This window comes from Aeromicrobium sp. YIM 150415 (assembly GCF_016918125.1).
In the GTDB taxonomy this organism is placed as follows: Bacteria; Actinomycetota; Actinomycetes; order Propionibacteriales; family Nocardioidaceae; genus Aeromicrobium; species Aeromicrobium piscarium.
The window spans coordinates 58428-70994 of sequence record NZ_JAERWM010000004.1 but is presented as its reverse complement, the minus strand read 5'-3'; the positions used below and the strand labels follow the sequence as shown (position 1 = coordinate 70994).

General features: G+C 68.1%; 13 protein-coding genes. 9 read left to right on the top strand and 4 right to left on the bottom strand.

Features of this window, described 5'->3' with window-relative positions:
- Positions 1–368 precede the first annotated feature (368 nt).
- Positions 369–1496: an HNH endonuclease signature motif containing protein gene (locus JL108_RS02030; protein ID WP_205196662.1), complete on the top strand. Its 1128-nt coding sequence runs from the start codon at positions 369–371 to the stop codon at positions 1494–1496.
- 2 nt (positions 1497–1498) lie between these two features.
- Here the strand turns inward: JL108_RS02030 and JL108_RS02025 are convergent, their stop codons facing one another.
- Positions 1499–1873: an META domain-containing protein gene (locus tag JL108_RS02025; protein WP_205196661.1), complete on the bottom strand. Its 375-nt coding sequence runs from the start codon at positions 1871–1873 to the stop codon at positions 1499–1501.
- A gap of 145 nt (positions 1874–2018) precedes the next feature.
- On the opposite strand from JL108_RS02025, the gene JL108_RS02020 reads away from it, so the two are divergent.
- The 8 genes from JL108_RS02020 (at position 2019) to JL108_RS01985 (ending at position 9512) form a co-directional block, all read left to right on the top strand.
- On the top strand, positions 2019–4007 hold the full coding sequence (locus JL108_RS02020) for a S1 family peptidase (RefSeq protein WP_205196660.1): 1989 nt from the start codon (positions 2019–2021) through the stop codon (positions 4005–4007).
- Positions 4008–4118: 111 nt separating this feature from the next.
- Complete coding sequence (locus tag JL108_RS02015) at positions 4119–4919, top strand: sugar phosphate isomerase/epimerase (RefSeq protein ID WP_143911296.1); 801 nt, start codon at positions 4119–4121, stop codon at positions 4917–4919.
- 34 nt (positions 4920–4953) lie between these two features.
- Positions 4954–5772: a pyrroline-5-carboxylate reductase gene (gene proC / locus JL108_RS02010; RefSeq protein WP_240190511.1), complete on the top strand. Its 819-nt coding sequence runs from the start codon at positions 4954–4956 to the stop codon at positions 5770–5772.
- A complete protein-coding gene (locus JL108_RS02005) occupies positions 5769–6956 on the top strand; it encodes an acetoin utilization protein AcuC (RefSeq protein ID WP_205196659.1) in 1188 nt (395 codons plus the stop codon). The genes proC and JL108_RS02005 overlap by 4 nt, the downstream gene beginning before the upstream one ends.
- A gap of 88 nt (positions 6957–7044) precedes the next feature.
- The gene (locus JL108_RS02000) at positions 7045–7230 is read left to right on the top strand and encodes a helix-turn-helix domain-containing protein (protein WP_143911298.1); all 186 of its coding nucleotides are present in this window, start codon (positions 7045–7047) and stop codon (positions 7228–7230) included.
- Positions 7231–7296: 66 nt separating this feature from the next.
- Positions 7297–7398 carry a 30S ribosomal protein bS22 gene (locus tag JL108_RS01995; protein WP_012359487.1) on the top strand — a complete coding sequence of 34 codons (102 nt, stop codon included), beginning with the start codon at positions 7297–7299 and terminating at the stop codon, positions 7396–7398.
- 12 nt (positions 7399–7410) lie between these two features.
- Positions 7411–8385, top strand: coding sequence for an NAD-dependent epimerase/dehydratase family protein (locus JL108_RS01990; RefSeq protein WP_205196658.1), 975 nt, complete (start codon positions 7411–7413; stop codon positions 8383–8385).
- Positions 8382–9512, top strand: coding sequence for a lysophospholipid acyltransferase family protein (locus JL108_RS01985; protein ID WP_205196657.1), 1131 nt, complete (start codon positions 8382–8384; stop codon positions 9510–9512). The genes JL108_RS01990 and JL108_RS01985 overlap by 4 nt, the downstream gene beginning before the upstream one ends.
- Before the next feature lie 227 nt (positions 9513–9739).
- Here JL108_RS01985 and JL108_RS01980 read toward each other — a convergent pair whose 3' ends face one another.
- Genes JL108_RS01980 through JL108_RS01970 form a run of 3 tightly spaced genes read right to left on the bottom strand, consistent with a single transcriptional unit; the run spans position 9740 to position 12544 of the window.
- Positions 9740–10858, bottom strand: a complete 1119-nt coding sequence (locus JL108_RS01980) for a DUF5667 domain-containing protein (RefSeq protein WP_205196656.1) — start codon at positions 10856–10858, stop codon at positions 9740–9742.
- A gap of 56 nt (positions 10859–10914) precedes the next feature.
- Positions 10915–11610 carry a sigma-70 family RNA polymerase sigma factor gene (locus JL108_RS01975; protein ID WP_205196655.1) on the bottom strand — a complete coding sequence of 232 codons (696 nt, stop codon included), beginning with the start codon at positions 11608–11610 and terminating at the stop codon, positions 10915–10917.
- 49 nt (positions 11611–11659) lie between these two features.
- Positions 11660–12544, bottom strand: coding sequence for an HAD family phosphatase (locus JL108_RS01970; protein ID WP_205196654.1), 885 nt, complete (start codon positions 12542–12544; stop codon positions 11660–11662).
- Between the last annotated feature and the right edge of the window lie 23 nt (positions 12545–12567).

Here is a 12567-nt window from a genome sequence, read left to right as displayed (position 1 = left end):
GCAGCACGCGCGGGCAGGCTTAGGGGTCGGAGGAAGTCATCTCGACGTTGAAGGCCGTGGAAACTATTCTGCTTCCTTTTCCTGTCGGCAGTGGCGATAGATTGAATGCCTGTTGACGAGTTCGCTGGGCTGGGGTTTACGTCTTGCGGTTGTGATTGTTGACTTCCGCTAGATCAATGCGCTATGCCGACGTCTTTGCGACAATGGAGTATCGGTTCCTCCTTCAAGGGCTTTGAAAGAGCGACGCTGAGAATAGTTGTGCTCGGAGTGCCCATCTGAGCACGGGTCTGTCGCTTAGAATTTTCGGCCCGATGTGGCGAAGTGTTCACCACGTCTATTTTGTCAGTGGGGGCGGATAGATTAAGAGCATGTTGATCGCTACTGCTGATGAGGGGCTCGCCGTGTTGGCGGGTCTGCGTCGGGAGAGCGCGGTCGCGGACTTTCGTCGGATTGATGGCATGTTGCGGTATCTCGATGGGATTTCGGCCACGGGATATGAGTTCGCTGCCAGGGTGTCGACTATCGCGCAGGCGTTGGGCTGGTCAGAGAACGTGGTGCAGAACCGGGTAGCTGAGGCGCAGGCGGTCCGCGAGCAGCTACCTGCCACGTGGGAGGCGTTCGGCGAAGGGCGGCTTGATGGTCAGCGGGTGGCTGAGGTTGGTCGTGAGATGGCTAAGCTCGCGCACGCTCAATCGTTCGAGCGGCTCGATGGGCGGATCGCTCGGTATGCCGAATCCCACACGGTGGGTGAGTTGCGGTCGTGGTTGAAGCGTCGGGTGGCGATGGCTGAACCCGAGCATGCCGCCGAACGGTATGAGGACCTCTACCGTGAACGCTCGATCCGGGTGACTCATTCTGACGATGGGACGGGTGATCTGTATGCGAATCATCTACCCTCGATCGTGCTCGCGGATATCGAGGCACGGTTGGATCGCGCAGCACGGGCGATCCATGATCCCGATGATGAGCGGACGTTGGATCAGAAGCGCGCGGACCTCTTCGTGGGAGCACTGGGCGAGATTGATCCTGCCCACGACGGCGCCAAGGCACCTGCGGTCGCGATTGGCGTCATGGTGCCGGCGTCGACCCTTGCTGGCGTGGATGATCAGCCCGGGATTAGTGCGGATCGTGACTGGACGATCCCGGCTGACCTGGTCCGAGAGTTGGCCACCGAGGCGAATCCCTTCTGGTACCGACTCCTCGTCGACGAAACTGGGGAGGACATCCTCGAAACCGTCTACAGCGGCCGATATCCACCCGAACACTTACGCAACGCCATCCGATTCCGAGACGGCACCTGCCGATACCCCGGCTGCAGGGTCAAAGCATCACGGTGTGAAGTCGACCACCGCATCCCCGTACCCTACGGACCCACCGCCGGATTCAACAACTGGTCGCTCTGCAAACGCCATCATGACCGCAAGACCTTCCGAGCCGCCCTGCCCACCCATGACGGCGAGCACTGGCCCATCGGCGACACCATCCTGATCGAATGACCTCAGGCGGTGCGCTCCAGCGTGCCGATCTCGTCGCCGTCACGATTGAAAATGATCAACGTATCGCCCTCGATCCGTGCGGATGTCAACTTGACGAGCCAGGTGTCCACTCCAGGGCAGGCCATCAGCGTCGACATCTGCATCTGGAAACTCAGCTGATTGTCTTCCAGCTCGTAGATCCCGCGAAGGTCGTTGCAGCCATCGCTGCCGCTGACTTCGCCATCAGCGAGCTCAAGATACGGAGAGCGTTCAGCCTTGACCCCCCACGTCGCCTGAGGATCTGCTGAGTCGTCACTCGTCTCGCTGTTACCGCAGGCTGAGACGACCATGAGAGCCACCACGACGATTGCGACGCGGCCCATCGTGAGCACTGACATGAGCTTCCTCCCGATCACTACACCCGGGGGCGGGTGTGACTTTTTCTCAGGTTACAGATAGGTTGAGTTCGTTTGTGACACACAGGCTTGCACTCGGGGACCGGACGACGGGGACGCTGCGGGGTGCCAGCAGGAGAGGAAATGCATGTCGATCCACATGAAGCGAGGTGTCGCGGCCCTAGGAGTGGCGGCCCTGACCCTCACTACGGGGATGCTGTCCGCGACAGCCGCCTCCGGCGAGGAAGGCGCGGCGCTCTCGGCCGACGGCCTCGGCGCGTTCACCGCGCAGGCCGTGCAGGAGACCGATGAGACGATTATCGGTGCTGCGCTCGACGGTGAGGGACAGGTCGTCCTCTACGTCGATCCGACCAAGGGAGAGGCCGCCGTCGATGGCGCCGTAGAGGGCTACTCTGCCGCGCATTCGAATGTTTCTCCGGATAACATCGTCGAGATCCCCGGTGGCTTCGTGTCATACGAGGACACCGATGTCGTGGGCGGCGCCGGCTACTTCACCGCTCCCGGCTTGGACCAGCAGGGCGGCGCTTGCTCCGTGGGCTTCAGTGCCTGGGACAGCGAGGGCAATCCTGCCTTCGTCAGCGCAGGCCACTGCACGGGCGACGGGGACAACCAGCAGGCGGCAATGACCGTCCCGAGCGGTGATCCGGCCGGTGGCGAGACCACTCCTCCCGCCTTCATTCGCGGGGGCTCGGTCGACTTTACGCTCGGCCAGTCGCAGTTCGGCGGCCCCGGCAATGACCCGGGTCCCGCGCCCGGCGAGGAGCTCCCGGAAAATGCCGACGCGTATGTCGATATTTCCGCGTATGACCTTGCGGACGACACGCTGGACCTGTTGCCGGAAGTTACCGATTGGACCACTACTGACGACCTGTCTGAGTCCACGAATCCCGTGACCGCAGTGGGATCGCCTAGCGTCGGTGCCGCTGTCGCGAAGTCCGGTCGCACCTCCGGATACACCGACGGAACGATCGTTACTCAGGCGGGATACGCCCTCATCTCGGGACGGCTTGTTAGCGGATTCGAGACGTCGGGCATGTACAGCGAAGAAGGCGATTCCGGTGGCGCGGTGATGTCCGGCAACACCGCGATCGGTCTGATCTCGGGTGGTCCCCAGGGCGGCGGCACTCAGGTGTGGGTGTCCGACCTTCAGAAGGGCCTCGCTCAGCTCGACGGCTACACGGTCGCTCTCGATCTCGACGAGCCCGCGCTGACGTCCCCCGAGGACGGCGGCACGGTCGGTCGCGGCGATGCCATCACCGGCACCGGCCCCGCGGGCGGCGAGCTCACCATCACCTCCGAAGGCCGCGAGGACCAGACCGTCGACATCAACGGCGAGGGCAACTGGACCTTCAACGCCGTCGAGGAGCTCGGCACCTACGAGTTCAGCCTGACCGCCACGCGCGGTTTCGACACCTCCGACACGGTCGACTTCAGCGTCGAGGTTGCTGCGACCGGACCCGCGATCACCGCTCCCGAGAACGGCTCGACCGTCGTCGGCAGCGTGAACGCGATCTCGGGCACCGGCGAGCCGGGCGCTGAGGTCACGGTCGCCGGCGATGCCTCGGGCACCGCCACGGTCAACGGCGAGGGCAACTGGTCGGTCGAGGTCAACCTCGGCCCCGGTGAGTACCGCGTCAGCGCCACCCAGGTGGTCGACGGTGACGAGTCCGCTGTCACCTCCAGCAGCTTCACGGTGATCCCGGACGCCCCGGTCATCACCACGCCGGAGGACGGCGTCAACTACCGCGCCGCCACCGCCCCCGAGGGCGCTGAGGGCACCGGTATCGAGGACGCGACCATCACGGTCTTCCTGAACGACGAGGAGATCGGTGAGACCACCGTCGAGAACGGCGAGTGGAACGTGGCCTTCGAGGACGGGCTGAAGGCGGGCGACTACACGCTGCGCGCCGTGCAGACCGTCAACGAGCAGTCCAACGACGCCGGTGTGAGCTTCGCCCTCCTCGAGGACGCAGCTGCCCCCGGCCCGGGCGATGACCTCCCGCGGACCGGTATCGCAGCGATGCTGCCGTACATCCTCGGAGGCGCAGCGCTGCTGGCCGCCGGTGGAGCCGCGATGGAGATCCGTCGCCGCCGTGGTCTGGGCGACATCGCCTGATCCGGTAGCCGATTGAGCACGAAGGCCGTGCGTCCTACGGGGCGCACGGCCTTCGTGCTGTCCAGGCGGGCGTCACCTGTGCCGTGACCGGCGAACGACTAGCCTGGTGGAGTGAGTGACCACGAGCCGATCACGGTGTCGCTGTCGACATCATCGGTCTATCCCGACTCCACGGCGGCAGGCTTCGACGCCGCCAAGCGACTGGGATACGACGCCGTAGAGGTCATGGTCGGCATCGACGAGATCAGCACGGAGATCGACACCGTGCAGGCGCTCAGCGTCGAGCACGACATCCCCATCACCTCGATCCACGCCCCCTGTCTGCTGCTGACACAGCGCGTCTGGGGCCTCGACCCGTGGGGCAAGCTGCACCGCAGCGCGGAGATGGCCCTCGAGGTCGGTGCCGAGGTCGTCGTCGTGCATCCGCCCTTTCGCTGGCAACGCGACTACGCCCGCGGATTCGTCGACGGCATCCGTGACCTGGAGGAGAAGTACGATCTCGTCTTCGCCGTCGAGAACATGTACCCCTGGCGCAGCGGCAAACGCGAGTTCCAGGCCTACGCCCCCGGCTGGGACCCGCGCCTCCACGACTACGCGCACGTGACCCTCGACCTCTCGCACAGCGCCACCGCCCACGCCGACCCGCTCGCTATGGCCCGCGAGCTCGGCCCGCGCCTGCGCCACATCCACCTCGCCGACGGCAGCGGCTCGGGCAAGGACGAGCACCTCGTCCCGGGGCGCGGCAGCCAGCCCTGTGCGCAGCTGCTCGAGGAACTGGCGACCAACGGCTTCGACGGACAGGTCGTCGTCGAGATCAACACCCGCAAGTCCGCCGGCCCCGAAGGCCGGGAGAACGACCTCCTCGAAGCCCTCGCGTTCGCCCGCCTCCACGCTGCCGCCTTGCCCTCCTGACCCGTCGCTCGGGGCGTGATACTAGTCTCAGAGCATGAGCGATCTCATGTCTGGACTGCGCATCTCGGTGATCGGCGGAGGCGTCATGGGCGAGACGCTCATCTCCGCCTGGCGGGCGTCCGGCGTCCAGGACATCGCCGTCAGCGAACCGCGAGCGGAGCGAGCCGCCGAGCTCGTCGAGCGTTACGACATCACCAGCGCCGATGCCGAGACGGCCGTGACCGGCGCCAACGTGATCGTCCTCGCCGTCAAGCCGCACCACGTCGCCGAGGTGGCCGAGCAGATCGCCGGATCCGTGCGCTCCGATGCCGTGATCGTGTCCGTCGCCGCCGGCGTCACCACTGCCACCATGGAGAGCCGCCTTCCCGACGGCATCGCCGTCGTGCGGGCCATGCCCAACACCCCCGCGGTCATCGGGCAGGGCATGTTCGGAGTCTCGCCGGGATCGAGTGTCAGCTCCGAGCAGCTCGACCTCGTCGTGGAGCTGCTCGAGGGCGCCGGGAAGGTCGCGGTCGTCGACGAGAGCCAGCAGGACGCCGTGACGGCCGTCTCCGGCTCCGGCCCCGCGTACGTCTTCTATCTCGCCGAGGCCATGATCGACGGCGGTGTCGCGGCCGGTCTCGACGAGCCGACAGCCCGCCAGCTGGCCCAGCAGACCCTCCTCGGCGCCTCGGCCCTCCTCGCGGGCAGCGAGGAGTCGCCCGCCGAGCTCCGTCGCCGCGTCACGTCGCCCCACGGCACCACCCATGCCGCGATCACCACCTTCGACGAGCAGGGGGCCGGCGACGCCCTGCGCGCCGGCGTCGCCGCCTGCGCCGCACGCGCCCACGAGCTGTCCCAGGACGGGTCATGACGCAGCCGGAGTCGGATCGAGCCGCCGTCGTCTTCGACGAGCGGCTGACCGATTACGACTTCGGCCCCTCGCACCCGATGGCCCCGGTGCGGGTCAAGCTGACGATGCGCCTGGCCGAGGAGCTCGGGGTGCTCGACCACCTCGACATCGTGGGCGCCAGCGCCTGCACCGAGGACCAACTCGCGGAGGTGCACACCCCGCAGTACATCGAGAAGGTCCTCAAGCTCAGCAAGCACCCCACCCACGCTGACCCGTCCATCGGCCTCGGTACGGAGGACAATCCGCTGTTCGCCGGCATGCACGAGGCCAGCTCGCTCATCGCGGGAGCCAGCGCCGAGGCCGCGCGCCTCGTGTGGACCGGGGAGCGTCGCCGCGCCATCAACGTGAGCGGCGGCCTGCACCACGCCATGCCGGGCCGGGCGAGCGGCTTCTGCATCTACAACGATGTCGCCGTCGGCATCCGCTGGCTGCTCGACCACGGGGCGACCAAGATCGTCTACATCGATGTCGACGCCCATCACGGCGACGGCGTGCAAGCGATGTTCTACCACGATCCGCGGGTGCTCACGATCTCGCTGCACGAGTCGCCGCAGACGCTCTTCCCGGGCACCGGCTATTCGACGGAGATCGGCGCCAAGGGGGCCGAGGGATCGGCGGTCAACGTCCCCCTGCCGCCCGGCACCTCCGATGCGGGATGGCTGCGTGCCTTCCACGCCGTCGTCCCGGCGATCGTGCGCGAGTTCGGTCCCGAGATCATCGTCAGCCAGCACGGCTGCGATTCCCACATGGACGATCCGCTCACCAACCTCATGCTCAGCGTCGACGGGCAGCGTGCCTCCTATCTCGCGGTGCGCGACCTCGCCGACGAGGTCACCGGAGGCAAGTGGATCGCCACCGGAGGAGGCGGCTACGCGGTCATCGACGTCGTCCCACGGGCCTGGGCGCATCTGCTGTCCATCGTCTCGGGACGGGAGCTCGACCCGCAGGTGGCGACGCCGGAGCACTGGCGTGCCGAGGTCGAGCGACTGCGAGGCCAGCCCGCACCGGCCCGGATGACCGACGGGCGCCGCGCAGCGTTCCGGCCCTGGGAGGAGGGCTACGACCCGGCCAGCTGGCTCGACCGGTCGATCAATGCCACGCGCACCGAGGTCTTCCCGCTGCTGGGACTGGACCCGCTGTACTGAGCCCCGCGCTCCCAGATGAGACGTTCGCTTTAACTGTTCCCCGGTTCTCCACTAGGCTCGACCCACCCCCTCACGAGGATGGTGTCCGATGGCACAAGAACCGAAGTTCCTGACGGTGGCTGAGGTCGCCGAGCAGATGCGTGTGTCCAAGATGACGGTCTACCGCCTCGTCCACTCCGGTGAGCTCGCCGCCGTGCGCGTCGGACGCTCCTTCCGAGTGACCGAGAAGGCGCTGCGCGAGTATCTGGAGAAGTCCTTCTATCAGGCCGGATGAGGGGAGCTTGCCGGTGCGTCGTATCCTGAAGCGATCGTTCTTTTCCCAACCGACCAAAGGTGAATCGTGGGTTCTGTCATCAAGAAGCGCCGCAAGCGCATGTCGAAGAAGAAGCACCGCAAGATGCTCAAGCGCACGCGCGTCCAGCGTCGCAAGCTCGGCAAGTAAGAGCACGACCCGATGAGCAGGGTCGTCCTCGTCACGGGTGTCGCCGATGGTGCGGTGGCCCGGACGGCCCGGCTGATCGCCGAACGGGGTGCGGAGTCCGGCATCGAGAAGGTGGTCGGCGTCGACACGACGCTGCCCTCGCATGAGCTGGGCAGTGTCAAGTTCATCCGCGCGGACATCCGCACACCCGTCATCGGCAAGGTGCTCGCCGTGGAGGACGTCGATACCGTCGTCCACCTCGGGGTGGCACCGTCCTCCAGTCGGCTCAAGTCGACCAAGGAGCTCAACGTCATCGGCACGATGCAGGTGCTCGCCGCCTGCCAGCGCAGCGAGACGCTGCGCAAGTTCGTGCTCGGATCGTCCACCGCGGTCTACGGCACCTCGCCGCGCGACCCGGCCGTGTGGTCCGAGTCGGGCACCGCGCGCGGTGGTGTCCGCTCCGGCTATCCCAAGGACACCGTCGAGGTCGAGGGCTACACCCGCGGCTTCGCCCGGCGCCGACCCGATGTGCTGGTGACCATCCTGCGGATGTCCCAGATCCTCTCCCCGCGATCGAGCGCGCCGCTGGCCGCCTACTTCCGTGGTCCGGTGCTGCCCTCGGTGCTCGGCTTCGACCCGCGGCTGCAGTTCCTGCACCTCGCCGACGCGATGGAGGTCGTCCGGCAGGCCGCGAGCCATGATCGCCCGGGTACCTTCAATGTGGCCGGGGACGGCGTCATGCTGCTGTCGCAGTGTGCGCGCCTGCTCGGCAAGCCCACCGTTCCCTTGCCGCCGGTCGGCCTCGGGAGCGCCTTCGCCCGCGTCGCACGCCTCGTCGGAACCGAGACGAGCCCCGACCTGCACCGGCTGCTGACCTACGGACGCGTGGTCGACACTGCCGCCCTGCGGGACATCTTCGGCTACGAGGTCCGCCACTCCACGCGGCAGACCTTCTCCTCTTTCGCGGGCGCTCTGCGTCCCGGTCTCCTGCACGCGGGGGTGCGATGAACGACGACCTGCGCACGATCGGCTCCTCCGGGCGACCAGGCCGCGGCAACCGGCGCACCTCGCCCTCGGCTGCGGCGCGCGGCCTCGCCGGTGGTGCTCCCGCTGGCCCCGCGCGCAAGAAGAACGCCGGCGAGCGTCCCCGGCTCAGATCCGTGACCGATGACGACGCGGCCGCCGCCGCGGCGGCGGCCGAAGAGACCGCGTCGGGTGCTGGCGGGCGCGACCACGAGCAGCGTGAGCCGCGCCTCGAGGAGCTGCTGAGCGCGCTGCTGGGCGGTGCTCAACGGCTGCTGGGCGAGGACTGGGACGACCGGCTCCACGGCCTCACCGCGGGGCTTGCGCACCGGCTCTCCGGCGACTACGCGATCGACGACTTCGGCTACGATCCCGAGGTCGTCGCCCTGCTCGACCATCTCATCGAGCCGATCGCCGAGAAGTGGTTCCGGCTCGAGGTCCGCGGCATCGAGAACATCCCCGCCGAGGGAGGCGCCCTGCTCGTGGGCAATCACTCGGGCACCGTGCCGGTGGACGGTGTCATCACCGGTTTCGCGGTCCGCAAGCACGCGGAACGGTCGCTGCGTCCCCTGGGCGCCGATCTGGTCTTCTCACTGCCCTTCGTCAGCCAGCTCGCCCGCAAGCTCGGAGCGACCCTCGCCTGCGCCGATGACGCCGAACGGCTGCTCACCCGTGGTGAGCTGGCGGCCGTCTGGCCGGAGGGCTTCAAGGGAGTCGGTAAGCCCTACAGCGAGCGCTACAAGCTACAACGCTTCGGCCGGGGCGGCTTCGTCTCCGCGGCGATGCGCGCACAGGTGCCGATCATCCCGGTGTCGCTCGTGGGGGCGGAGGAGATCTACCCCCTGGTGGGCAATGTCCCCTCGCTCGCGCGGCTGCTCGGCGTCCCGTACCTGCCGATCACGCCCTTCTTCCCGTGGCTCGGTCCGCTGGGGATGGTGCCGTTGCCGAGCAAGTGGATCATCGAGTTCGGTGAGCCGATCCGCACGGATGCCTACCCGGCCGAGGCGGCCGACGATCCGATGCTGCTGTTCAACGTGACCGATCAGGTGCGTGAGACCATCCAGCAGAACCTCTACACGCTGCTCGGCGACCGCGGCAACCCGTTCATCTGAGCGAGACCTATGCGCCGGCGGCTGGCGAGGTATCCCGCACCGCCGGGTGAGGGAGCGTCTCAGTCGGGCCCCGTGCACGAAGGATGTGCCTTGATGGTCGCCATGACAACCGCAGAGGCACATCCTTCGTCTCCATGGCACGAAGGATGTGTCTTGGTGGTCGCTATAGCAACCGCGCAAACACATCCTGCGTCGCTCCGCGGGGCGCGAACACACGAGAACGAAGGTCAGCGGCGCAGCCCGAGCACGCCCAGGACGCTCGGCACGAGGCCTTCCTGGCGGTCGTCGCCCAGGACCGCCCCGACGACCGGCGACAGCACGTCGCCGACGCTGGAGGGTGGTTTGGCCTCGGGGAGCGCGATGATCGGCAGGCTCTCGATGGGCGGAGCCGTGGTCCGCGGACGAGGCTGCTCCGAGGAGCCGGTGTCCCCGCCGCTCGGGGAACCCCCGCGGGTGGTGGTGCCGGGCTCGCCGGTGGCATCGGACTGCCGGCCGGGCTCGCCGCCGTCCTCGGTCCCCGCGGCGGGTCCGCCCTCGACGAGAGTGCGCTGAACATCCGAGAGCAGGTCGTCGACGGACTCGGCGACGCGCTCGGTGTCCCCGGTGCACTCGGGACACGCGGTCCCGATGTCGACGCCCAGATCCGCGAGCGTGCGGACCGCGCGCTCGGCGCTGCCCCGATCGGCGGGCGCCAGGCGCTCCAGCAGCGCATTGATCCGCAACGTGGAGTCCTCGGCGAAGGCGGCGACATAGTCCGCATCGGCCGGATCGACCTGACGTCCCGCGGTGCCCAGCAGGAGTGCGGAGCCGCGCTCGGCGCTGTCGGAGAAGGCATCCAGTGCCGAGCTGACCCGCGTGCGTGCGTTGGTGTTGCTCTGCTGGCCGAGGACCTCGGCCTCTCCCAGTCGCGTGCCGGCCTGCGTGAGGTAGAGCCGCCCGAGGCTCTGGTCGTCGCCGGCGAAGGTGCGCTCGACGCGCTCGGTGCCCATCTTGACCGGATACAGGATGTCGCCGGGGACGGCGCTGGCACTGGCGCTCACCGAGCCGACCAGCGCCAAGGTGGCGGCGACGACGGCCCCCGCCCAGCGGGCCCTGCGTCGTCCAGGGCTGAGGGGCTGGGGCTCGAACACGCGCCGGGGAGGTCCGGCGACCATCGTCTGCCCGGCTGAGGCCAGCAGCTGCTCGCGCAGACCGTCGCGGAAGACCGGATCGGGGTCCGCGGTGGCGCTGACCTCCACCCGCCGCGCCAGCGCCACGAGCGCGCCGACCTCCGCGTCGTCGGGGCGACGACGCGATCCCCAGGCATCGGCGAAGGCCTGGGCGGCGCGGCGGTGGCGGAGGAACACGTGGCGTGGACCTTTCGGATCGTCTGAAGTGATCTAACGACGGGATTCGGCGGAGGTTATGGCTCGGGACGCAGCTCCTGGGGCACGTTCTTGGCGAGATTGCGCAGCGCTCGCAGCTGAAGCTGCTTGACGGCTCCCTCGCTTCGGTCGAGCGCCGCGGCGGTCTGGGCGATCGTCATGCCGGACAGGAATCTCATGACGATGCAGTCCCGCTGCTCGGGGGACAGCTCGCTGATCGCGTGATGGAGAGCATGATCGCCGAGGTGCACGAGCGCCTCGTCCTCGGAGCTCTCGGCGGCGGGCCCACGCTCGGGCACGACATCGGAGGTCAGCTCCATCCGGACCCGGGCCGACTTGTAGTGGTCGGCGATCAGATTGCGCGCGATGGTGGTGAGCCACGCCCCGAAATCCTTGCCCTGCCAGTTGAACCTGCCGACGGCCTTCATCGCCCGGACGAAGGTGTCGCTCGTGAGGTCCTCGGCCAGCTGCCGCGAGCCCACACGGTAGTAGAGGAAGCGGTACACGGTCGTGACGTAGATGTCGTAGAGCTGGCCGAAAGCCTCGGCATCCCCGGTCCGCGCGAGCTCGACGAGGGCATGGACGCGTTCGGCGTGGGACTCATCGCGGTCCGGGGGAGTCCGCGAGGGCTGACCCGTTCCAGTGCGGGTCTGCGCGAGAGCGATCCAGAGTGCGGACACGTCGAAGGGCGGCGCCAGGACGGCGACGCCGATCGGATGCCTCGCTTCGGTCACGTTTTCCCTCCCGCAACTGCCACGACTCTACGGTCTGACATCGCAGATGTCACGAAAACGAGCGGCGATACAGCCGGCGGCCGAGGGCGACCGTCGTCCACACTGCGAGGACCGCCAGCGCCGCCCTGACACCGGTGAGCGCGAAGCGGCGCCCCACCCGATAATCGCGGATGAGCCATCCCTGGCCTCGGGCATGGGCCCGGAGGCGGGCATCGGGGTTCACGGCGCACGGATGGCCGACGAGCTCGAGCATCGGGAGATCGTTGCTGGAATCGGAATAGGCGTAGCAGCGATCGAGGTCGAGGCCCTCCGCTGCGGCGAGGCCCCGCACGGCGACGGCCTTGCCCTCGCCATGCAGCATCTCCCCGACGAGGCGCCCGGTGTAGACGCCGTCGACCGACTCGGCCACGGTGCCGAGCGCGCCCGTGAGCCCGAGGCGCCGGGCGATCACCTCGGCGATCTCGACCGGGGCGGCGGTGACCAGCCAGACCCGGTGTCCACGATCGAGGTGCCACTGGGCGATCGCCCGGGTGCCCGGCCAGATCCGCATCGCCATGAACTCGTCGAAGACCTCCTCGCCGATCTCGCGGAGCTCGTCGACCCGATGCCCGGCGACGAAGGAGAGGGCGGAGGACCGTGCGTCGTCGATGTGATCGCTGCGCTCACCGCCGACATATTGGAACCACACCTGCTTCCAGACGGCGGCGGCGATATCGCGCGTGGTGAAGAACTCCCGTCGGTGGAGCCCCCGCGCGAGGTGGAAGATCGAGGCGCCCTGCATGATCGTGTTGTCGACATCGAAGAAGGCGGCGGTACGCGGGTCGAGTGCGGGGGCGAGGGCCCGTTCCACCTCCGGCGAGGCGGCGGCCGCCTGGCCCGCCAACACGGAGCGCGCCTGGAGATTGCGCGGGATCTCGCGGCGGCCCGGTGACATGCAGCACAGCGTATCGGGCCGAC

What these genes read in the sequence shown, in the direction of transcription:
- JL108_RS02030 (WP_205196662.1), top strand. Translation starts at nt 369, where the DNA reads ATGTTGATCGCTACTGCTGATGAGGGGCTCGCCGTGTTGGCGGGTCTG.
- JL108_RS02025 (WP_205196661.1), bottom strand. Translation starts at nt 1,873, where the DNA reads ATGTCAGTGCTCACGATGGGCCGCGTCGCAATCGTCGTGGTGGCTCTC.
- JL108_RS02020 (WP_205196660.1), top strand. Translation starts at nt 2,019, where the DNA reads ATGTCGATCCACATGAAGCGAGGTGTCGCGGCCCTAGGAGTGGCGGCC.
- proC (WP_240190511.1), top strand. Translation starts at nt 4,954, where the DNA reads ATGAGCGATCTCATGTCTGGACTGCGCATCTCGGTGATCGGCGGAGGC.
- JL108_RS02005 (WP_205196659.1), top strand. Translation starts at nt 5,769, where the DNA reads ATGACGCAGCCGGAGTCGGATCGAGCCGCCGTCGTCTTCGACGAGCGG.
- JL108_RS02000 (WP_143911298.1), top strand. Translation starts at nt 7,045, where the DNA reads ATGGCACAAGAACCGAAGTTCCTGACGGTGGCTGAGGTCGCCGAGCAG.
- JL108_RS01990 (WP_205196658.1), top strand. Translation starts at nt 7,411, where the DNA reads ATGAGCAGGGTCGTCCTCGTCACGGGTGTCGCCGATGGTGCGGTGGCC.
- JL108_RS01985 (WP_205196657.1), top strand. Translation starts at nt 8,382, where the DNA reads ATGAACGACGACCTGCGCACGATCGGCTCCTCCGGGCGACCAGGCCGC.
- JL108_RS01970 (WP_205196654.1), bottom strand. Translation starts at nt 12,544, where the DNA reads ATGTCACCGGGCCGCCGCGAGATCCCGCGCAATCTCCAGGCGCGCTCC.